This is a genomic window from Segatella cerevisiae (genome assembly GCF_024054555.1).
GTDB classification, from domain to species: domain Bacteria; phylum Bacteroidota; class Bacteroidia; order Bacteroidales; family Bacteroidaceae; genus Prevotella; species Prevotella cerevisiae.
The window spans coordinates 1-20,644 of the sequence record NZ_JAMXLY010000001.1; the positions used below are offsets into that span (position 1 = coordinate 1).

Annotated in this window: 16 protein-coding genes; 7 read left to right on the forward strand and 9 right to left on the reverse strand. The window is 44.0% G+C overall.

The genetic code is table 11. From position 1 onward, the window contains the following. The first annotated feature begins 830 nt into the window (after window positions 1-830). Window positions 831-2,216 carry a glycoside hydrolase family 27 protein gene (locus NG821_RS00005; RefSeq protein ID WP_252759606.1) on the forward strand — a complete coding sequence of 462 codons (1,386 nt, stop codon included), beginning with the start codon at window positions 831-833 and terminating at the stop codon, window positions 2,214-2,216. A gap of 425 nt (window positions 2,217-2,641) precedes the next feature. Here the strand turns inward: NG821_RS00005 and NG821_RS00010 are convergent, their stop codons facing one another. Both NG821_RS00010 and NG821_RS00015 read right to left on the reverse strand, forming a co-directional pair. Continuing rightward, on the reverse strand, window positions 2,642-3,313 hold the full coding sequence (locus NG821_RS00010; RefSeq protein WP_252759743.1) for a YggS family pyridoxal phosphate-dependent enzyme: 672 nt from the start codon (window positions 3,311-3,313) through the stop codon (window positions 2,642-2,644). A 76-nt stretch (window positions 3,314-3,389) separates the two neighbouring features. Then, window positions 3,390-3,932 carry a DUF4494 domain-containing protein gene (locus tag NG821_RS00015; RefSeq protein WP_252759607.1) on the reverse strand — a complete coding sequence of 181 codons (543 nt, stop codon included), beginning with the start codon at window positions 3,930-3,932 and terminating at the stop codon, window positions 3,390-3,392. A 113-nt stretch (window positions 3,933-4,045) separates the two neighbouring features. On the opposite strand from NG821_RS00015, the gene NG821_RS00020 reads away from it, so the two are divergent. From NG821_RS00020 to NG821_RS00035, 4 genes are all read left to right on the forward strand, one after another. After that, window positions 4,046-5,257 carry a pyridoxal phosphate-dependent aminotransferase gene (locus tag NG821_RS00020; protein ID WP_252759608.1) on the forward strand — a complete coding sequence of 404 codons (1,212 nt, stop codon included), beginning with the start codon at window positions 4,046-4,048 and terminating at the stop codon, window positions 5,255-5,257. Window position 5,258: 1 nt separating this feature from the next. Continuing rightward, window positions 5,259-6,506, forward strand: a complete 1,248-nt coding sequence (locus tag NG821_RS00025) for an ABC transporter permease (RefSeq protein ID WP_252759609.1) — start codon at window positions 5,259-5,261, stop codon at window positions 6,504-6,506. Window positions 6,507-6,732: 226 nt separating this feature from the next. Further along, the gene (locus tag NG821_RS00030; protein ID WP_252759610.1) at window positions 6,733-8,397 is read left to right on the forward strand and encodes an AMP-binding protein; all 1,665 of its coding nucleotides are present in this window, start codon (window positions 6,733-6,735) and stop codon (window positions 8,395-8,397) included. Window positions 8,398-8,448: 51 nt separating this feature from the next. Further along, on the forward strand, window positions 8,449-10,116 hold the full coding sequence (locus NG821_RS00035; protein WP_252759611.1) for an AMP-binding protein: 1,668 nt from the start codon (window positions 8,449-8,451) through the stop codon (window positions 10,114-10,116). A gap of 171 nt (window positions 10,117-10,287) precedes the next feature. Here NG821_RS00035 and NG821_RS00040 read toward each other — a convergent pair whose 3' ends face one another. After that, on the reverse strand, window positions 10,288-10,887 hold the full coding sequence (locus NG821_RS00040) for a Crp/Fnr family transcriptional regulator (protein WP_252759612.1): 600 nt from the start codon (window positions 10,885-10,887) through the stop codon (window positions 10,288-10,290). A 93-nt stretch (window positions 10,888-10,980) separates the two neighbouring features. Continuing rightward, complete coding sequence (gene lepA, locus NG821_RS00045) at window positions 10,981-12,777, reverse strand: translation elongation factor 4 (protein WP_252759613.1); 1,797 nt, start codon at window positions 12,775-12,777, stop codon at window positions 10,981-10,983. An 86-nt stretch (window positions 12,778-12,863) separates the two neighbouring features. On the opposite strand from lepA, the gene NG821_RS00050 reads away from it, so the two are divergent. After that, window positions 12,864-13,328, forward strand: coding sequence for a hypothetical protein (locus tag NG821_RS00050; RefSeq protein ID WP_252759614.1), 465 nt, complete (start codon window positions 12,864-12,866; stop codon window positions 13,326-13,328). Window positions 13,329-13,610: 282 nt separating this feature from the next. On the opposite strand, the gene NG821_RS00055 is transcribed toward NG821_RS00050, so the two are convergent. The 5 genes from NG821_RS00055 to NG821_RS00075 all read right to left on the reverse strand — a co-directional run bounded on the left by NG821_RS00055 (window position 13,611) and on the right by NG821_RS00075 (window position 19,779). After that, the gene (locus NG821_RS00055; RefSeq protein ID WP_252759615.1) at window positions 13,611-13,862 is read right to left on the reverse strand and encodes a TIGR03905 family TSCPD domain-containing protein; all 252 of its coding nucleotides are present in this window, start codon (window positions 13,860-13,862) and stop codon (window positions 13,611-13,613) included. Beyond that, window positions 13,862-14,608, reverse strand: a complete 747-nt coding sequence (locus tag NG821_RS00060) for a YebC/PmpR family DNA-binding transcriptional regulator (protein WP_252759616.1) — start codon at window positions 14,606-14,608, stop codon at window positions 13,862-13,864. Before NG821_RS00060 ends, NG821_RS00055 begins: the two co-directional genes overlap by 1 nt. A gap of 53 nt (window positions 14,609-14,661) precedes the next feature. Next, a complete protein-coding gene (gene pheT, locus NG821_RS00065; protein ID WP_252759617.1) occupies window positions 14,662-17,130 on the reverse strand; it encodes a phenylalanine--tRNA ligase subunit beta in 2,469 nt (822 codons plus the stop codon). 235 nt (window positions 17,131-17,365) lie between these two features. Beyond that, entirely contained in the window at window positions 17,366-18,004 is a 639-nt protein-coding gene (locus NG821_RS00070; RefSeq protein WP_252759618.1) for a cytidylate kinase-like family protein, read from the reverse strand. A 161-nt stretch (window positions 18,005-18,165) separates the two neighbouring features. Beyond that, on the reverse strand, window positions 18,166-19,779 hold the full coding sequence (locus NG821_RS00075) for an NAD(P)/FAD-dependent oxidoreductase (protein ID WP_252759619.1): 1,614 nt from the start codon (window positions 19,777-19,779) through the stop codon (window positions 18,166-18,168). Window positions 19,780-20,172: 393 nt separating this feature from the next. Here NG821_RS00075 and NG821_RS00080 point away from each other — a divergent pair, with 393 nt between their 5' ends. Continuing rightward, complete coding sequence (locus tag NG821_RS00080) at window positions 20,173-20,421, forward strand: hypothetical protein (RefSeq protein WP_252759620.1); 249 nt, start codon at window positions 20,173-20,175, stop codon at window positions 20,419-20,421. Window positions 20,422-20,644: the final 223 nt, after the last annotated feature.

A 20,644-nucleotide genomic window follows, 5' to 3' on the forward strand; every position in this document is an offset into this window, starting at 1 on the left:
TGCCTAAGCCAATAGCCGCAGACAGCATACCGCAGCCTGCTTATTCTTTTATTGTGTCAAAACAAATAAGTTAAACCTGAATAGCCGATTTACTGGCTGTTCGCAATAAAAACATTTTCGAATGAAAATTTTGAAAATGTATGATACTTTTTTATCTAACTTATATACTATCTTACTTATTACCTCCCTTCTGTGAAAAAGTTCAAAGATCCAATAATGATAAAAAAGAGGGTATATCCTGATCAGAGACTGTTTCAAAAGGTTTTTGAGAACAAACATCAAATTAGAAGTTGTATCATTATAAGATCATAAAAAACGGATAATCGTTTATAAGTTGATAAGACTCCTAATCCTTTCTGAAAACGTTACGGAATTTTCATGAACTTATTCATGGAATTCAGAGTTTACAGACGAATCAAAAGATCGTTAAGCTAAAATATAGATTTTTGAATTCACAAATGATAATTAATAAACTCAGCATCTCTTTATGTCTAGACCATTCTAACAATGTTTCTATAGGAAAAATAGCATTCCCTTACTCTAGAAAATTCGGTCTGATGTGCTTATTTTAAGATTATATCTGTATCTTTGTCATGCAATAGAAAGGAAAATTTCTCCTTTAACACCTATTTATAACAGAAAACAACAACGAGAAAACCATGAGAATAGAGGTCAAGAAGTCATCTATAGACACACATTTCTTGGTAACGTGAAAAGGTGATGATATTGGTCAGTCCTAGAAGACACTGCATATAATCCCTTTTAAATCCCCAAAGAGAAACTTTTATATCATAAAAATTATTGAAAGAAACATCATAATATCATATCAAATGAAACATTTACGCATACGAACAATCTTGAACAAGAGAAATACTTTATTGGGATTACTGGTAATACTACTATCTCAGTCTGCAACAGCTTTAGCTGCATTGCCGGATAAATATGCTTTCAGACAATGGGCTCAGACTCCGCCTATGGGATGGGACAGTTGGGACTGCTATGGTCCTTCTGTAACGGAGCAGGAAATTAAGGCGAATGCAGACTTTATGGCTAATCACCTTAAATCTTACGGATGGAACTATGTCATTGTAGACATCCGATGGTATGTGGAAAACCAGACAACAGGACAATATAACATAAAAGATCCGATCTACGTCATTGACAATTACGGACGCTATCTACCTGCCATAAACCGGTTTCCGTCAGCTGCAGGAGGAAAAGGTTTCAAAGCTCTGGCCGACTATATCCATTCAAAAGGTTTAAAATTTGGAATCCATATCATGCGGGGTATCCCAAAGATAGCAGTTCAACGGAAATTGCCAATCAAGGGAGGAAATGGCATCACTGCAGATCAGATCTATTCTCCTGAAGAACAATGCAAATGGCTCGCTGACAATTATACCATCCTCGCTGACAGGAAAGGTGCACAGGATTATTACAATTCCATCCTTGACTTATATGCATCATGGGGAGTAGATTATATTAAAGAAGATGATTTATCCAGCCCCTACCATCAGGGGGAGATAGAGATGGTCCGCAAAGCCATTGACCAGTGTGGACGTCCCATCGTCCTGAGTACTTCTCCAGGAGAGACGCCCATAGAGAAAGCTGACCATGTCCGCAAGCATGCCAATATGTGGAGAATGGTCAACGATGTTTGGGATAATTGGAGTGACTTGACCCACCTGATGCAGGTAGCCCGCCAATGGTATCCTTACATTGCGCCAGGTACATGGCCCGACTGTGACATGATCCCGTTGGGGCATCTGGCTATCAAGGGTGAACGTGGAAATGACCGAATGACAAAACTCACTAAGGATGAACAATATTCATTGATGACATTCTTTACCATCTTCCGCTCTCCCCTTATTTTTGGAGGAGACCTGCCGTCAATTGATCCGTTTACACTCTCCCTACTTACCAATCAGGACGTTCTGCGAATGCATAAAGAAAGTCAGAATGTACGCTTGGTCTTCCAAGATCAAGACAAATTGGCTATCACCTCCACCGATCCCCATACCGGTACTTATCTCGCTGTCTTCAACCTTTCCGATGACAGTACACGCAACATCAAAGTTAACCTGAAGGATTTAGGACTATCCGGCAGTCGGAAAGTCAGGGATCTCTGGTCTGGCAAATCATTGGGAAAAGTTAACAACCAATATGCCGTTACCTTACGGCCTCATGCGTCCATCTTGGTCGAATTTCTAAAATGACCCCTCTATGAATAGGGCCATAAAACAGATGCCACACCTTTCTAAGTTTCAAACTTAAGAGAAAGTGTGGCATTTATTTTTCTAAATACCGTAAATCTAAAGGTATAAGAAGGCGAATTCCCAAGGTATAAGGATATGAGTTCTATACGTATGGGAAGACCTTTCATAAAGGTATGGGAATGTAAGTTCCAAAGGTATGTGAAAGTCGTTCCCAAAGGTATATGAAAGGGCGTTCTATAGGTATAGAACGCTCCGTAGATTCCGCTTCACTTTATTGTCTGTTTGACGGTCGATGTTCCTCCACAGAAGAACGAGTTCTAAAGCGCTGAAAGCCTTGGGGCATTTTCTCTCAGGCTAGAAAGAATGTTCAGACATCCTATCTCATAGAGGTCTGAACATTTCTTCATAGAAGTCTGAACATCCGTTCAATAAACCCTGGGACCGAAGATGGCCGTACCCACACGGACCATTGTAGACCCATGCTTTACTGCAATATGATAATCATGGCTCATTCCCCAAGAACGTTCCTTGAAATCAGGATCATCGGCAAAATATTTGGACTTCACTTCTTTGAAAAATTCATTAGCAGTATCGAACTCGTGCGCAATCTGATCCTGATCATCCACGTTAGACGCCATCATCATCAAGCCACAAATCTTGACGTGCTTCATATCTTTCCAAACTCCCGAATCCAAAAACGCCCTGCAGGCATCAAGGGTAAAGCCATATTTCGTAGCCTCCTCGGCGATGTGCAGTTCCAAAAGGACATTGATCGTCTTCTGGCACTTTGCAGCCTGTTTATCAATTTCCTTCATCAGTTTCAAACTGTCGCAGGATTCCACCATCGTAATATAAGGTGCAATGTACTTGACCTTGTTCGTCTGAAGATGACCGATAAAATGCCATTCGATATCTTTGGGCAGTTTCTCGACTTTGCGGTTAAGTTCCTGTTCATGGCTCTCCCCGAATACACGCTGACCTTCTTTGTAGGCAGCCTCAATGTATTCTTCAGGATGAAATTTGCTGATGGCAACCAATCTTACTCCTTCAGGCAGGCTGTCCAGCACTTCGTGTAATTTTTTTGCGACATCAACCATTTCCATATTTTCAAAAGTATTTAATCACTACGACCATTGCTCTAGTAGCCCGAATGCGGAAAGGACCTATCGAGTCTCAAGCACCTGCAACAGAGCCTTTGTCAGTTTGCTGACTGGCCGGAGTCTCTTCATATTCAGGGACATCATTTTTCTCACCCTCTTTTTTCTGATTAGGTGCATGGTGTTCGTAGACGTCCATAATCTGTGTCTCGACGATTGAAGCAATCACATAATCAATCATCGTGCTGCCCATCACCTCATCGACGTGCTTCACGGCACCGGGAAGAGAAGCGGCCTGAACCAGATAGTAAACGTTGGAGCGCTTTTCCTTTTCCGTTTTCTCATCAATGGTAATAAACTGCAATTTAGCTTTGTACCATTTGTCATCAGAATCGACATCACTGAAAAAGACCTCGCCGTAAGAAGCCGGTTTGATATCCGTAATCTTCATTTCTCCACTGATATAAGAAGACATCTCCTCAATGATGGCACTTTCAGCCTCAGTAAAACTCAAGGCATCCACGACATACTGTTCGGTGACTTTTTTCTGCATGCCATCCTCCATCATCTTTTCATATCTGATTTTGGTTTCAAACCAAGTACTCGTTCTGGATCTCATAATAATAGGTGATATTTTTGTAAATTGGTTTATTCTTAATTTTTCTCAATCATCATGCAAAGATAATAAAAATTTCCTTATCTTTGCAGTTTGATAATTAATTATTCTTACCAATGCCGGAAATATCAGTACGTGGATTAAACATGCCCGAGTCACCTATTCGCAAGTTAGCCCCATTAGCGGCATCAGCGAAAGATCGGGGTATAAAAGTTTATCACCTGAATATCGGTCAACCCGACATGCCATCCCCACAATGCGGGTTGGATGCCTTGAAGCACGTTGACCGTAAGGTTCTGGAGTATTCTCCGAGTCAGGGCTATCTGAGTTTTCGGACCAAGTTAGTTGATTACTACAAGAAATACGACATCAACGTCACCCCTGATGACATCATCATCACCACAGGAGGCAGTGAAGCGGTCATGTTTGCCTTCATGAGTTGTCTCAATCCGGGCGACGAGATCATCATGCCAGAACCGGGATATGCGAACTATATGGCCTTTGCCATTTCTGCAGGAGCCAAGATACAGACCATTGCCACGACGATCGACGAAGGTTTTTCCCTACCAAAAGTTGAGAAATTCGAAGAGTTGATCAACAGTCATACCCGCGCTATCATGATCTGCAATCCAAACAATCCTACAGGTTACCTGTATACGCGAAGGGAGATGAACCAAATCCGCGACCTGTGCAAGAAATACGACCTGTTCCTCTTCTCTGATGAAGTTTATCGGGAGTATATCTATACCGGTTCACCCTATATCAGTGCCATGCACCTGAAAGGGATCGAGCAAAATACGATCCTCATCGACTCGGTTTCAAAACGCTATTCGGAATGTGGAATCCGTATCGGCGCGTTGATTACAAAGAACGAGGAAGTACGGAAGGCCGTCATGAAATTCTGCCAATGCAGGTTAAGTCCTCCTCTCCTCGGACAAATCGTTGCCGAAGCCTCTCTGGATGCACCTCAGAGTTATTACAGCAATGTATACGATGAATACGAACTTCGGCGGAAGTGCCTTGTAGACGGACTGAACCGTATTCCGGGAGCCTACTCCCCTATTCCTATGGGCGCATTCTACACCGTAGCGAAACTCCCCGTGGACAATGCAGAGAAATTCTGCCACTGGCTTTTGACAGACTTCAACTACGAAGGAGAGACCGTGATGCTAGCACCGGCAGCCGGTTTCTATACCACCCCTGGGGCAGGAATCGACCAGGTCCGCTTGGCTTATGTCCTGAAAAGACCTGATCTGAAAAGAGCCCTTTTGATTTTGCGTAAGGCTTTGGAAACCTATCCGGGCCGAAAAATGACTGACGATATCTAAAATGAATTTCCCTCTATATATAGCTAAGAAAATTTCCTCCGATGCCAGTGACAAGCAAAGAGTGTCACGGCCTGCCATACGTATAGCAACGGTCGGTGTTGCTATTGGTCTCGCCGTCATGATTATTTCTGTGTGCATTATATTGGGATTCAAACATACGATCCGTGACAAGGTCATCGGCTTTGGCGGACAGATAGAAGTAGCAGACTTCCTTACACTCCAGTCCAACGGCAATTATCCGGTCGTCCTCAATGATTCCATGATGAATGTTCTCAAGCATATTCCGGGAGTCAAGCATGTCGAGCGCTTCGCTGTAAAAGAAGGAATCCTGAAAACAGACTCGGATTTCTTGGGCGTAGCCTTCAAGGGCGTAGGGCCTGAATGGGATTCTACCTTCATCCATCAGAACATGGTAGCCGGGAGCATCCCGAAATTCAGCGACCAGTCAAGTAAAAATCACATATTGGTCTCCAAACTCATGGCCGACAAACTCCATCTCAATGTCGGACAACGCATATTTGCTTATTTTATAGACCATAATGGGGTAAGGATACGCCGGTTCACCATCCAGGGTATCTACGAAACCAATCTGAAGAAATATGATGAGGTCACCTGTTATACTGACCTCTATACGGCTGTCAAACTCAATGGTTGGGACAGTGACCAGGCTAGTGGAGCGGCAATCACTGTAAACGATTTCAACAAGATCAACGAAACAGAAGCTTACTTTACGAACAAGGTCAACAGGACTGTTGACCGTTTCGGAGAGACCTATTCAAGCGCAACGATACAGGACATCAACCCTCAAATCTTTGCGTGGTTGGATCTGCTGGACTTGAATGTCTGGGTCATCCTCGGTTTGATGACGGCTGTTGCAGTCGTTACCATGATTTCAGGATTATTGATCATCATCCTCGAGCGGACCAGTATGATCGGTGTGTTGAAGGCTTTGGGAGCAAGGAACAAGACCATCAGGCATACTTTCCTGTGGTTTGCAGCCTTCATTGTAGGCAAGGGACTGTTGATCGGGGACGTCATAGGTATCGGCCTTCTGGCTATACAGAAATACACAGGACTAATCAGGCTCGACCCACAGACCTATTATGTCAATACGGTCCCTATAGAGTTCAATTGGGGACTTATCGTGGCTCTCAACGTTGCGACAATGCTCATCAGCATGGTGATGCTAGTCACACCAAGTTATCTGATCTCCCATATTCATCCTGCCCAAAGTATGCGGTATGAATGACACGATTTACTGAAAGGTGGAGACAGATAAATAAAAAAGATTAGAGCCGGATATTTTGAGAAAAAGATCGCTCAATATATCCGTCCATATCATTAAAAACGAAGAAAATCTGTCCTTTTTCTTACCAAAATCAAAATTCTAATAGATTTAATTAAAATATTGCACAGAAAGTTTTTTGATGTGCAGAAATCTGGTTATCTTTGCACAAAATTTTTGGTTTTGTGCAATGGAAACGAATACAAGTTTTAACTCATATATTGAGAAGAGCATTAAGGACAATTGGGACAAAGATTCACTTACAGACTATAAGGGAACGACCCTCCAATACCACGATGTCGCACGCAAGATAGAAAAACTCCATATCCTGTTTGAGAGTTGCAATATACAAAAAGGTGACAAGATTGCTATCTGTGGACGCAATAGTGCCAACTGGGCAGTTGCCTTCCTTGCCACCCTGACTTACGGAGCAGTAGCTGTTCCCATCCTACATGAATTTACAGCTGATCAAATTCACAATATCGTCAATCATTCTGATGCTAAAATCCTTTTTGTAGGGGATGTCGTGGCCACGCAGATAGACCCAGCCAAGATGCCAAACCTCGAGAGCATCATCTATCTCCCCTACAGATCGATCATCCTGTCACGCAACGAACAATTCTCGCACACGGTAGAGCATCTCAATGAGATATTCGGTAAGAAATATCCCAAATATTTTGGAAAAGAGCATATCCACTACCACGAAGACCAACCCGATGAACTTGCACTGATCAACTATACGAGTGGGACAACAGGCTTTTCCAAAGGTGTCATGCTCTCTTATCAGGCTCTCTGGAGCAATCTGGACTTCATCCTGAATGCTTTAGGGCCCCATCTGAAGAAAGGCAGTTCGGTACTCAACATCCTCCCTATGGCCCACATGTATGGTCTAATGGTCGAATTCCTGTTTGAATTCTGCTTGGGAAACCATATTCATTTTCTGACAAGACTTCCCAGTCCTTCCATTATTGCACAAGCCTTTTATGACATCAAACCGAGCATCATCATCGCCGTTCCCCTGATTATAGAAAAGATCGTACGCAAAAAGATATTCCCGGTTATCCAGAACAACAAGATGAAGGTATTGCTCAATATGCCTGTCATCAACAAGAAAATCAAGGAGAGCATCTGCGAAAAGATCAAGGAACTCTTCGGCGGTAATCTTTATGAGATCATCATTGGGGGCGCCGGACTCAACAAAGAAGTTGAAAATTTCTTTACCAGCATTCATTTCCCTATCACAGTAGGTTACGGTACCACAGAGACGGCCCCACTGATCACCTTCACGAATTGGGAAGATTTTGCTCCCGGTTCTTGTGGGAAACCCGTAGCACACATGGAAGTCAAGATCTTGAGCCCGGACCCGGAGAATATCCCGGGCGAAATCATCACCCGCGGTCTCAATGTCATGAAAGGCTATTATAAGAACGAAGCAGCGACAAAAAAAGCGCTTGTAGACGGTTGGTTTCATACCGGTGACTTGGCCACGATGGACAAAGAGGGAAATGTCTTTATCAGAGGCAGAATCAAAAATATGCTCTTAGGTGCTGACGGACAGAACATCTACCCGGAAGAGATCGAAGACAAACTCAATTCCATGGCTATGGTCAATGAGAGCCTTGTCATTCAAAAGGGCGACAAACTCGTCGGACTCGTCAATCCCAATAAAGAAGAAGTACAGTCGTTAGGATTTTCAAAAGAAGACCTGGCAAGAATCATGGAAGAATACCGCAAGAAATTAAATGCGGGACTCCCCTCCTTCTGCAAAATCTCCAGCATACAACTCCATGACGAAGAATTTGAAAAGACACCTAAGAAAAGTATCAAACGCTATCTTTACAAAGATGCACTTTAACTTTCCGGCATATTGAATCCCAGAAAGTGAAAAGCCATAGAATAGAAACAAATGAACGAAAATATTCCTAGTTTAAACGCGTTAATCGAAAAAAGTATCATTGAGCATTGGAATCTTGATGCCTTGACTGACTATAAAGGAAAGACGCTCCAATTTAATGATGTAGCCAGAAAAATAGAGAAACTCCATATCTTATTTGAATATTCCGGAGTAAAAAGAGGTGATAAGATTGCACTTTGCGGACGCAACAGCGCCTGCTGGGCCGTCGCCTTCTTAGCTACCCTGACCTATGGCTGTGTAGCAGTGCCTATCCTCCATGAATTTACACCGGATCAAATTGAGAATATCGTCAACCATTCTGACGCCAAACTCCTCTTTGTGGGTGACATCGTCGCTACAGAAATAGATGCGACAAAAATGCCGAACCTGGAAGGGATCATCTACATCCCCGACTATTCATTGGTGCTCAGCCATACGGACAAACTGACTTATGCCAGAGAGCATCTGAATGAGATCTTCGGGCAGAGATTCCCGAAATATTTCAGACAAGAACATGTGCACTATTACCATGAACAAAGTCCTGAGGAGATGGCATTGATCAACTACACCAGCGGGACGACCGGGTTTTCCAAGGGCGTCATGATACCCTATCGGGCACTGTGGAGCAATTACGACTTCGCCATGCAGGTTTTAGGAGACCGTATAAAACAGGGATGCAAGACCATCTGTATCCTCCCCATGGCTCACATGTATGGGATGGCATTCGAATTTCTGTTCGAAATCCTCCGTGGCGTCCATATTTATTTCCTGACTCGCCTGCCGAGTCCTACTATCATTGCCCACGCCTTTACGGAGATACAGCCTTCTCTGATTTTATCCGTTCCCCTGATCATCGAGAAAATTATCCGCAGACAGGTCTTCCCAAAGATACAAAACAGCAAGATCCGCCTTCTCCTGAATATGCCTGTTGTCGGCAAAAAGGTCAGGGAAAAGATCAAAGAACAGGTCGAAAAATCTTTTGGAGGCAACTTTTATGAGATCATCATTGGCGGAGCTGCACTGAACCAAGAAGTGGAGTCTTTTCTTCACCAGATCAATTTCCCTTATACTGTAGGCTACGGTGCTACCGAAACAGCACCGATCATGTGCTATTCCGACTGGCAAACTTTTGTACAAGGCTCTTGCGGCAGACCTGTCGTACACATGCAACTGCGTATCGTCAGCCCTGATCCGGAGCACATACCTGGAGAAATTCTGGCAAAAGGATTGAATGTCATGCTGGGTTATTATAAAGATCCCGAAACGACGAAGAAGACCATTGACAAGGATGGCTGGTATCACACCGGTGACCTGGGAACAATGGATGCAGAGGGAAACCTGTTTATCAAGGGCAGATCAAAGACCATGCTGCTCGGCTCTAACGGACAGAACATCTACCCTGAAGAGATTGAGGACAAATTGGACTCACTTTCTCTTGTCAGTGAATGTCTGGTGATCCAAGATGACCAAAAACTCATAGGACTGGTCTATCCGGACTATGAAACGGTGAAATCACTTGGACTGTCCGGTGATGACTTGAAAAGCATCTTGGAACAAGACCGTCAGGAGTTGAACACGCAAATGCCTATATACAGTAAGATAGCTGAAATCAGAATACAAAAAGAGGAATTTCAGAAGACACCTAAAAAGAGTATCAAAAGGTATCTCTACGAGAAATAGAATACTGTGGAAAGTACTTCAAGTGATCTGATTTCACTTCAGAAAAGAGCATAAAATCCAATTGTTCCTGCAAGAACCAAAAGGTTTCCTGCAGCAAGCGTTTTTCATTGTCCTTAGAAGAACTTCCGGGGAAGTTGTAAGACTTCGGAAATTTAAAATTCAGTGTGTGGCCTAACCCTCATTGAGCGTTGCCGTGCGGACACGACTTAGCGTCTCAGGCGTCATCTGCAGATAGTTGGCTATATAATTTAAGGGAGCACGCAACACGACCTGAGGATTCAATTGGCAGATCTTCTTATAACGCGCCTGGGCTGTCTCAAAACGGACGAGATCAGCATGCACCTGGGAAATGATCAAACTCTCTTCGAGTATTTTACGATAGAGCATCTGGATATTGACATTGTGGATAGCCTCCTCTTCCAGTCGCTTTTTAGGCAAAGCATAGATCAGCGAAGGTTCCAATGCCTCCACTTGCAACTTGGAAGGTTCTTCTTTGAAGAGACTTTCTATACACATGAAGATCGACCTGTCCACTCCCAGATGCTCAGTCACTTCTTTACCGTTCTTGAAATAGAACTGGCGGATCAACCCATGCCAAATATAATAGATGCATTTGCAAACTTCTTTTTCATGGATGATCATGTCCCCTTTGGCAAACTTCATAGGAACTAGAATTCCTTCCAAGGTCGTCAGTTCGTCATGGGTCATTGTACTGTACTTTCGTGCAAGCTCTCGAGCTATGTCCCGTGTAGTTACAGCTAATTCTTTCATACTTCCTCCTTATCAAAAATTACACTTATATCTCTCTTATTTATACTAATGCAAATTCAGGTTTAAAGATTTCTATTCCTGTTCATCAATTGCTCAGTCATCCAGTTTAAGCACTGCCAGGAATGCCTTTTGAGGAACTTTGACATTACCGATCTGCTTCATACGTTTCTTACCGCGTTTCTGCTTTTCCAGCAGTTTTCTCTTTCGGCTCACGTCACCGCCATAGCATTTGGCAGTCACGTCTTTGCGTACCTGTTTTACGGTCTCCCTGGCTATGATCTTGCCGCCAATGGCAGCTTGTATGGCGATATCAAATTGCTGACGAGGAATCAGATCCTTTAATCGCTCACAGATCTTCCGTCCGAAAGTGACAGAATTGCTTTCATGGGTGAGCGTTGACAGTGCATCCACAGGCTCACCGTTCAGCAGGATATCCAGTTTCACCAATTTGGAAGGCCTGTAAGAGTCCAAATGATAATCGAAGGAGGCATAACCTTTTGATATACTCTTCAATTTATCATAGAAGTCAATGACAATCTCTCCCAGAGGCATCAGGAAATGAAGTTCTACACGGTCGCCACTGACATATTCCTGATTGATCAGTTCTCCCCGTTTATCCAGGCACAATTTCATAATGGGACCGATAAACTTGGTCGACGTGATGATACTGGCCCTAATAAAAGGTTCCTCCACATGCTCGATCAGCGTAGGGTCCGGCAGTCCGGCAGGATTGTGGACCTCCGTCATATTGCCTTGCTTGTCAAAGACCTTATAACTGACATTGGGAACAGTCGTGATGACATCCATATTGAACTCACGGTCCAGACGCTCCTGGACAATCTCCATATGCAGCAGTCCCAGAAAGCCACAGCGGAATCCGAAACCTAAGGCTATGGAACTTTCCGGAGCAAAGGTCAGGGAAGCATCATTCAACTGGAGTTTCTCCAGAGAAGTGCGCAGGTTTTCATAATCATTGGGGTCTATAGGATAGACACCCGCAAAGACCATCGGCTTGACTTCTTGGAATCCTTCGATTGCTTTTTCACAGGGGCGTGCCGTCGAAGTGACAGTATCCCCCACCTTCACCTCCGTTGGATCCTTGATGCCTGTAATGATATAACCTACCTCTCCAGTAGAAAGGACGTCACGAGGCACCAAGTCCATTTTCAGGACACCGACTTCCTCGGCCACATATTGCATGCCCGTATTGAAGAGTTCCACTTTCTCGCCCTTCTTGATGAAGCCGTTGTCGACTTTGCAAAGGATGATGATACCGCGGAAAGGATTATACAGAGAATCAAATATCAAAGCCTGGGTAGCAGAATGACGCTCTCCTACAGGATGAGAGATACGCTGGACTATAGCCTCCAGAATGGCGTCTACCCCTTCACCGGTCTTGGCAGATGCTCTCAAAATATCTTTATGGTCACAACCGATCAAGTCAACGATCTCATCCTCCACTTCATCGGGCATGGCATTCGGCATATCTATCTTATTGATTACAGGGATAATATCAAGATTATGGTCTACAGCCATATACAGATTGGAAATGGTCTGTGCCTGGACACCCTGAGTAGCATCGACGACCAGCAGCGCGCCCTCACAGGCAGCAATGCTACGGGAAACTTCATAGGAGAAGTCCACATGTCCCGGAGTATCGATCAGATTGAGGATATAACTGTTATGGTCCTGAGCCGTATACTCCATCTGAATGGCGTGACTCTTGATGGTAATACCACGTTCTCGCTCCAGATCCATATCATCCAGCATCTGCCCTTCAGTGATTTTGATGGTGTGTGTCTTTTCCAAAAGCCTGTCAGCTAAGGTAGATTTACCATGATCGATGTGGGCAATGATGCAAAAGTTTCTGATTCTACTGATATTATCCATGCTTTATCTCACTTTTTCGAACACAAAGATACAAAGTTTTTGTTATTTCTTTGTATATTTGCAGAAATAAAAAATTAAAATCACCAATGAAAATACTTAGATTTCATTCTCATTCTACCGGTCATTACTCAGCCGGTATATCGGCTGTGGGAATAGCCTGCCTCCTCAGTTTTGTCCTGTCTGCATGCCATGAGAGTCTGCCTGACCGTGCAGCGCGGGAAAGCAAGGAATATACTGAAAAATTCTGTCCTACGCCGGTTATCAATGATGAACGGACTGACAGTATGTCTTTCGACAAAGCCTCACTCACCATGAACTATTACCGGACTCTTTCAGGAAAAGCGGATAATCCTAAAGTCATCCAGTTCAATGCCTCGAAATTAAGAAGTGTCTTGTTGAAAGCCTTGATCGATGATCCCAGTTCTAAAGCCTATAAAGACGCAGGTTTCAATTTCCACTTTCTCTATCGCTCAGCCAGTCACAAGGGCAAGACCTTGTTCGAAGTCACTTACACGCCTAAGAACTATAAAGCCTCTCATGCCGGCAAATAAGCACGGGGTAGTTTGATGAAAATGCTCGGGCTTCCGTGGGGCAAGGCGCTTCTTTTCATAATAGCCATTTTCTCAAGAAGTCGGGCACTCTTATTTGGAATCACTAACCTTCCCTTATTGCCATATCGCAAAGGGGCTGTCTCACTCACATTTAACAGACTCTGATCCATTAAAAAAGGATGCAAGGACTGACCTGCATAACTCTGTCCTTGCATCCTTTTTCAAATGGAAAACCTACTCAGGTTCTCTGGGATGATAATAATATAATAAGGTGAAAACTCCTCAATAACCCATCTTCTCTAAGGCATGAGCCAACTGATCCGGACAACTGGTGGATTTCTTTCCACAGAGGATACCTTTCAACCGCTTCTTGACTTCTGAAGCTTTCATTCCCCTGACCAAAGAACAAATACCTTTCGTGTTTCCGTCACAGCCCCCGGTAAAGCGTACGTCTCCGATGTTTCCATCATCGTTGACGTCCACATCTATCCAAAAGCTGCATGTGCCTTGTGTCTTATATCTTAAATGAGCCATCAGGCTTCTCCTTCCGTATCTTCTTCGGGTTTCATATTCGTATATACATTCTGGACGTCATCGAATTCCTCCAACTTCTCTTCCATCTCGTTGATGGTCGCACGCTGCTCAGGAGTGACTTCCTGCTGATCTTTAGGGATACGGGTAAACTCTGCTGCAGTGATTTCGTAACCATTGTCTTCCAGATATTTCTGAATATCCGCGAAACACTTCGGGTCACCGTAGATGGTAATTTCATCGTTCTCTTCATCGTCATCATAATCATCATCGACACCATAGTCAATCAGATCAAGAATCAGATTATCCATATCCATATCCTTTTTCTTCTTGAAAGAGAATACGCATTTATGGTCGAAGAGGAAACTCAATGAACCCTGTTTGCCTAAGTTACCATTGAACTTATTGAAAACAGAACGGACATCTGCCACCGTACGTGTCGTGTTGTCTGTCAGTGTATCCACAAAGACTGCTATTCCATGAGGGCCATAACCTTCATAAGAAACTTCTTTATATTCACTTTGGTCTTTGCCTTGGGCGTTTTTGATGGCACGGGCGATATTGTCCTTCGGCATGTTCTCCCGTTTGCAGGTAGCGATGATTGCACGAAGATTAGGATTATTCTCTGGATCTGCTCCTCCTTCTTTAACGGCAATCGTTATTTGCTTACCTAATTTCGTAAACGTACGGGCCATGTGACCCCATCTTTTCAATTTCGTAGCTTTACGATATTCAAATGCTCTTCCCATTGGAGTAATATTTTTGTCTAAAAAACTTTATTATGAATGAATATATGAATGAATTATCTCAATTCGGCATTCAGTTGAGTCGTCAACTGATGGATCAGTTTTTTCATTACTGAATCTATAGCCTTATCCGTCAAGGTCTTCGTATCATCCTGAAGGATAAAGTTAATGGCATAACTCTTCTTTCCCGCAGGCAGGTTTTTGCCTTCGTAGACATCGAAGAGTTCCACCCTTTTCAGGAGTTTCTTCTCTGTCTTATGGGCGATCTGCTCGATCTGACTGAACTCGATGTTCTTGTCTATCAACAAGGCCAGATCTCGGCTAACTACCGGATATTTACTGACCTCCTTGAACTCAAACTTGATTCTGTGTATGGCCCGAGCCAAAGCCGTGAGGTCGAAATCAGCAAAGAACACATCTTGCTCTAAGGCAAATGCTTTCTTGATCTTCAGGTCTACCACACCGGCTTCTGCCAATACGGCACCTTGATGGGTCTCGTATCTCAAACCTCTGGAATAGATATTATCCTCACTGCGTTTGACTACCAGTGTGTCGGCATTCAGACCACAGACGTGGAAGATATTCTCTACGTAGGCTTTCAATTCAAAGAAACTGCTGTCTTCATCAGGATGAGTCCAAGAACCTTCTGCACGCTTTCCAGTCACCCAAAGTCCGAGATGATGAGACTGCTGATAAGCATTGATAGGATGTTCAGGTGTTCTCTTTGCTGCATCATAATGATAGCAGTTGCCGATCTCGAAGAATTTCAGATTCGGATTCTTCCGATGGACATTCCTGACAATACTCTCCAAACCGCCGAAAAGCAGAGTCTGGCGCATTACGCCTAGATCAGAACTCAAAGGATTCATGATTTTCACCGCTGTCTCCCAAGGATATTTGTTGAGTTGATTATCTTGATAATAGGTGGTCTTTGTCAAAGAATTATTCATGATTTCAAAGAAACCGCAACCGACAAGCAATTCTGATAAATGGTTTTCCAAATCTGCTTTCCGGTCCTCTTCGCCCTGGATATTCAAGGAACTCTTCAAAGTCAAAGGAATTTCCACATTATTATATCCGTAAATGCGCAGGATATCTTCGACCACATCACAGGGGCGCTGAACATCTACCCGATAAGCAGGAACAACGAGATCGAGTCCCTCGGCATCCTCAGTCTTGATCTTCATCTCAAGACTTGTCACAATCTCTTTGAGGGTCTCCCGCTCAAGTTTCTTACCGATCAAACGGTCACAGTATTCGTAATTCAAGCGGACGTCAAAATCTTTGAGAGGTTCAGGGTATACATCCTTTATCTGCATACTCACCTTTCCGCCTGCCAATTCCTTACAGAGAATTGCAGCTTGCTTCAAGGCATAGATGATGCCATTGGGATCTATCCCACGCTCAAATCTATAACTGGCATCTGTACTCAAGCCATGACGGCGGGCGCTCTTTCGAATCCATGTCGGATGGAAATAGGCACTCTCCAAAACCACATTACGGGTAGACTCATACGTTCCGGAACCTTTTCCTCCGAAAATCCCGGCTATGCACATCGGCTCTTCTGCATTGCAAATACTCAGGTCATGGGTGCCCAGCGTATGCTCCACACCATCCAAAGTGACGAATTTCGTTCCTTCGGGTTGAGTACGGACAACGATCTTACGACCTTTCACCATATCTGCATCAAAGCAATGCATCGGCTGCCCGTAGGCCATCATGATATAATTCGTAATATCTACGATGTTGTTAATCGGCCTCAAACCGATCACCCGCAACTTATCCTGCAGCCATTTCGGACTTTCTTTCACATCGCAATCCGTAATGCTGACACAGGCATAGCGCTTGCAGGCTTCCGTATTCTCTATCTCGACATCAATGGGGAAATCATTATTGTCAACTTTGAAAGACTGACAGTCAGGCCGATGCAAACTGGTCTTGTAGCCGTTTCTCTTCAGCCATGCATACAGGTCTCTTGCGACGCCGTAATGGCTGAGGGCATCCCCACGATTGGCAGTAATGTCGATCTCTATCACCCAATCACTTTCCAAATGATAATATTCAGCAGCGGGCGTCCCTACTTTCACATCGTCAGGAAGGACAATGATGCCGGAATGGTCAGTGCCGACACCAATCTCGTCTTCGGCACAGAGCATACCATAACTTTCCACGCCACGCAACTTTGCCTTTTTGATGAGCACTTCATGATCCCCATCATAAAGCACACAACCCAGATCTGCAACGATCACTTTCTCACCTGCAGCGACATTCGGAGCACCGCAAACGATCTGACTCGGTGTACCTTTTCCAAGGTCTACTGTCGTGATGTGCATGTGATCTGAATTAGGATGAGGCTCACAAGTCAGAACCTTTCCGACGTACAGCCCTTTCAGTCCACCCTTGACAGACTGGACCTCTGTTAGTGCATCAACCTCAAGACCTGTGGATGTCAGCGCGTCCGCTGTCGCCTGAGGTGTCAGGTCGAAATCCACATATTCTTTTAGCCATTTATAAGAAATATTCATTATAATGATTTTATATATTCTCTGAAACGTTGCAAAAGTACGAAAAAATCAGTATATAAGCAAATTTTTCAGGAACTTGCTCTCAATTTCTTAGTCTGAAATCCTTATATTTTAACCGTCTCATCCAACTTCCTCTTCATTTCACAATGAATTGATAATCATACTTCAGGAGGGCAATGCGTCCAGAATGACAAATCCGGGGCAAACGGCGGAGTCGTTTCCGTGAGGGCCTTTCTCATCTCTTACACCAAACTTTCTCTAAAGCATCTTTCAGGAAATCCACAGCCCCGGTCACGCCAAGCACCCCTACGTTAAGTGTCAGGTCATAATTGCGGGTATCGTACCACTCCCGCCCGGAAAAAGTCCGGGTATAGAGTTGACGGGTATAGTCATTGTCCCTGATCATCCGGCGTGCCTCCTCTTCCCTGACGTTATACCGCTGCTCCACTGATTTGATACGGTCTTCCAAAGGCGCATAGACAAACACCTTCAATGTCCGGGGATAGTCCTTGAAGACATGAAAGCCGCAGCGTCCCACGACTATACAACTTTCTTTATGGGCAATCTCTTTCATTGTCTGTACCTGCACGAAGAAGAGCTGACGCGAAGTCATTTCTCCGCTACTAGCCGAATAGTCGTGACGGCTCGTATAATCCTGATAGAATTTGGCAAAGTCCTCCCACCAAGAAGGGTGTTCGAATTCCAGTTTTTCCGTTTGCGCCCTAGTCAGGTTGTACCTTTCTGCAACAGCTTTCAGAATTTGATTGTCTATCAATTTCACATGAAGTTGACGTGCAAGTTGGCGCCCGATTTCATGTCCACCTGAACCGAATTCTCGGTTAATGGTAATAATAAAATGATCTGGATTTTTCATGGTAGTAAAGTTAAAATGAACTTTCCCGATAGACGGGTTTCTGAGCTTTCCGAATACAATACAAAGATACGAAAAAATCAATTATCCCAATACTTTAACCGATTTCTTTCTAAAAAAATGCAGGCAGAATCTGCCTGCATCAAAACCTATCGAATTCTATTTTATTCCAGCGCTTTTGTATAGTCTGCACAACTGTCGGCACAGCGCTCTCCATCCATTCCTGCACTCACGATACCTCCGGCATAGCCAGCACCCTCTCCACAAGGGAAAAGTCCTGCTATACGGACATGCTGCAAGGTCTCACGATCCCGAATGATCCGCACCGGGGCAGAAGTCCTCGTCTCGAGTGCGATCAAAATGGCATCATTTGTCAGAAAGCCATGGGCACGCTTCCCGAAGGCTTTGAAACCTTCCTGCAGTCTGTTCCCTATAAACGGGGGCAACCAGAAATGCAACGGACTGGAGATCAGACCTGGGGAATAACTCGACCGGGGCAAGTCATAAGAGAGATGATGATCGACGAAATCAGCCATTCGCTGGGCTGGTGCAGTCTGTTTCCTATTTCCTTGTATCCAGCACATTTTCTCCAACTGTTCCTGAAGGTACATCACTTTCAAAGCTTCACATGGCTCACCAGTCTCACCTTCAGAGCTCAGTTTCAGTCCTTCTCTTCCGATATCTTCAGGTTCGATTTCCACCACCATCCCGGAATTCGACCAAGCCGTACCTCTATTGGAAGGACTCATGCCGTTGACGACGATCTGTTCAGGGCCCGTAGCAGCAGGGATAACAAAACCACCGGGACACATACAGAAACTGTATACGCCTCTGCCTTCCACTTGTGTCACGAAAGTATATTCAGCTGCCGGCAGATATTTGCCTCTTCCTTCTTTATTATGGTATTGGATCTGATCGATCAATTTAGCCGGATGTTCCAGACGCACGCCCAAAGCGATTCCTTTAGCTTCTATCTCTATACCTGCCTGATGGAGATACCTGTAAACATCTCGGGCGGAGTGTCCCGTTGCCAGGATGACAGGACCCTTGAAAGTCTCTTCATTGCCAGTTTTCAGATCGACAGCCTCAACGCCGACAACACGATCATGCTCAAGCAGTAAACCAGTCATCTTGGTTTGGAAATGCACTTCTCCACCACTCTTCAAGATCGTATTCCGCATATTCTCAATGACCCGGGGGAGTTTATCAGTACCTATATGGGGATGTGCGTCGGCTAGAATAGACAATGGTGCCCCATGCTGGCAGAACACATTCAATATTTTCTCCACAGAACCCCGTTTCTTACTTCGGGTATAGAGTTTACCGTCAGAATAAGCCCCGGCACCGCCTTCTCCGAAACTGTAGTTGCTCTCAGGATTGACTTTTTGAGTACGGGAAATCAAAGCCATGTCGACCTTTCTCGTATGGACATCCTTCCCTCTTTCGAGGACCACCGGTTTCAGACCCTTTTCGATCAGTCGCAAAGCTGCGAACAGTCCCCCGGGGCCTTCTCCTACTACGACAACTGCAGCGCCGTCGCTCACATCAGGATAATCAGTATGAACGAATTCGTCATCCTGAGGTTTTTCGTCTATATAAGCACGGACTTTAAGATTCACGTAAATTGTCCGTTGACGCGCATCAATACTACGGCGTAAAATCCGGACATGGGTCAACTTACCGGCATCGAGTCCTTTCTCTTTGACAAGATAGTCTGCAATGCTCTCCTCGGTATAGGCAACCTTCGGCAAGACCCTGATTTGATATTCTTGTATCATAATGCAAAAATAAGAAGTTTTCCACAATATAACAAATTATATCCATAAAGTTTCTGCCACCGGCAACGATCAGTTCTGCCGGTGCTACAAACTACCAGAAATACAGGAAAGACCAACAACCTACTTATCCATCATCTTCGATTCCTACTTGCCTGCTATCTTCGATTCTTACTTATCCACTATCTTCGATTCCTACTTGTCCGTTATCTTAGGCTGAAGTTCAGGATATTATGGAATTCGTCTCAATTCTCGAGACGGAAAGCAAGAAACACGCAATACCTGACAAAAACTTTGGTTGCAAAACGAATATTTCCTATATTTGCAATAGAATAAGGCAATCCAGTTGATAACTCACAAATTTTATAACGGAATCCTGATATGGTGAAAAATCTGATGAAAATAATTTGTCTTCTCATGGTAGTCTATATAGGATTCCAGGAAAAATACGCCTATGTCCATTATCATGGTCAGTTATGGTTTAAAGTGATGATCATCGCCGTACCTCTCATCTTCTTGACCGTCATGGCTCTTTTGATCAGGAAATGCAAGTTCAACCGCTACAGGCAGAAATGGGCATTAATCGTATTAGGTATTTGCGTGGCAGCATTACTGCTTTTGAACATCATGGAATTTCTATACTAATCCGGCACGGGACAACAAAGTGAAAGTGTGGTCCGACTCATCTTTCAGGGAATCATGATCTCTACCTAAAGAGAACAAGGTAACTTGAACAACTGTCAATCTTATCATCCGACATAGAGTCAGAAACACACACGAATCACAAATTTATCATCCAAATTGTTTGGAGATTTAATAATTCTTCGTATTTTTGTAACCAAGTTTTATCATGGCCTCACTGGTTTTG

What these genes read in the sequence shown, in the direction of transcription:
- NG821_RS00050 (WP_252759614.1), top strand. Translation starts at nt 12,864, where the DNA reads ATGAAAATACTTAGATTTCATTCTCATTCTACCGGTCATTACTCAGCC.
- NG821_RS00005 (WP_252759606.1), top strand. Translation starts at nt 831, where the DNA reads ATGAAACATTTACGCATACGAACAATCTTGAACAAGAGAAATACTTTA.
- NG821_RS00075 (WP_252759619.1), bottom strand. Translation starts at nt 19,779, where the DNA reads ATGATACAAGAATATCAAATCAGGGTCTTGCCGAAGGTTGCCTATACC.
- NG821_RS00060 (WP_252759616.1), bottom strand. Translation starts at nt 14,608, where the DNA reads ATGGGAAGAGCATTTGAATATCGTAAAGCTACGAAATTGAAAAGATGG.
- pheT (WP_252759617.1), bottom strand. Translation starts at nt 17,130, where the DNA reads ATGAATATTTCTTATAAATGGCTAAAAGAATATGTGGATTTCGACCTG.
- NG821_RS00070 (WP_252759618.1), bottom strand. Translation starts at nt 18,004, where the DNA reads ATGAAAAATCCAGATCATTTTATTATTACCATTAACCGAGAATTCGGT.
- NG821_RS00030 (WP_252759610.1), top strand. Translation starts at nt 6,733, where the DNA reads ATGGAAACGAATACAAGTTTTAACTCATATATTGAGAAGAGCATTAAG.
- NG821_RS00020 (WP_252759608.1), top strand. Translation starts at nt 4,046, where the DNA reads ATGCCGGAAATATCAGTACGTGGATTAAACATGCCCGAGTCACCTATT.
- lepA (WP_252759613.1), bottom strand. Translation starts at nt 12,777, where the DNA reads ATGGATAATATCAGTAGAATCAGAAACTTTTGCATCATTGCCCACATC.
- NG821_RS00015 (WP_252759607.1), bottom strand. Translation starts at nt 3,932, where the DNA reads ATGAGATCCAGAACGAGTACTTGGTTTGAAACCAAAATCAGATATGAA.
- NG821_RS00040 (WP_252759612.1), bottom strand. Translation starts at nt 10,887, where the DNA reads ATGAAAGAATTAGCTGTAACTACACGGGACATAGCTCGAGAGCTTGCA.
- NG821_RS00080 (WP_252759620.1), top strand. Translation starts at nt 20,173, where the DNA reads ATGAAAATAATTTGTCTTCTCATGGTAGTCTATATAGGATTCCAGGAA.
- NG821_RS00035 (WP_252759611.1), top strand. Translation starts at nt 8,449, where the DNA reads ATGAACGAAAATATTCCTAGTTTAAACGCGTTAATCGAAAAAAGTATC.
- NG821_RS00055 (WP_252759615.1), bottom strand. Translation starts at nt 13,862, where the DNA reads ATGGCTCATTTAAGATATAAGACACAAGGCACATGCAGCTTTTGGATA.
- NG821_RS00010 (WP_252759743.1), bottom strand. Translation starts at nt 3,313, where the DNA reads ATGGTTGATGTCGCAAAAAAATTACACGAAGTGCTGGACAGCCTGCCT.
- NG821_RS00025 (WP_252759609.1), top strand. Translation starts at nt 5,259, where the DNA reads ATGAATTTCCCTCTATATATAGCTAAGAAAATTTCCTCCGATGCCAGT.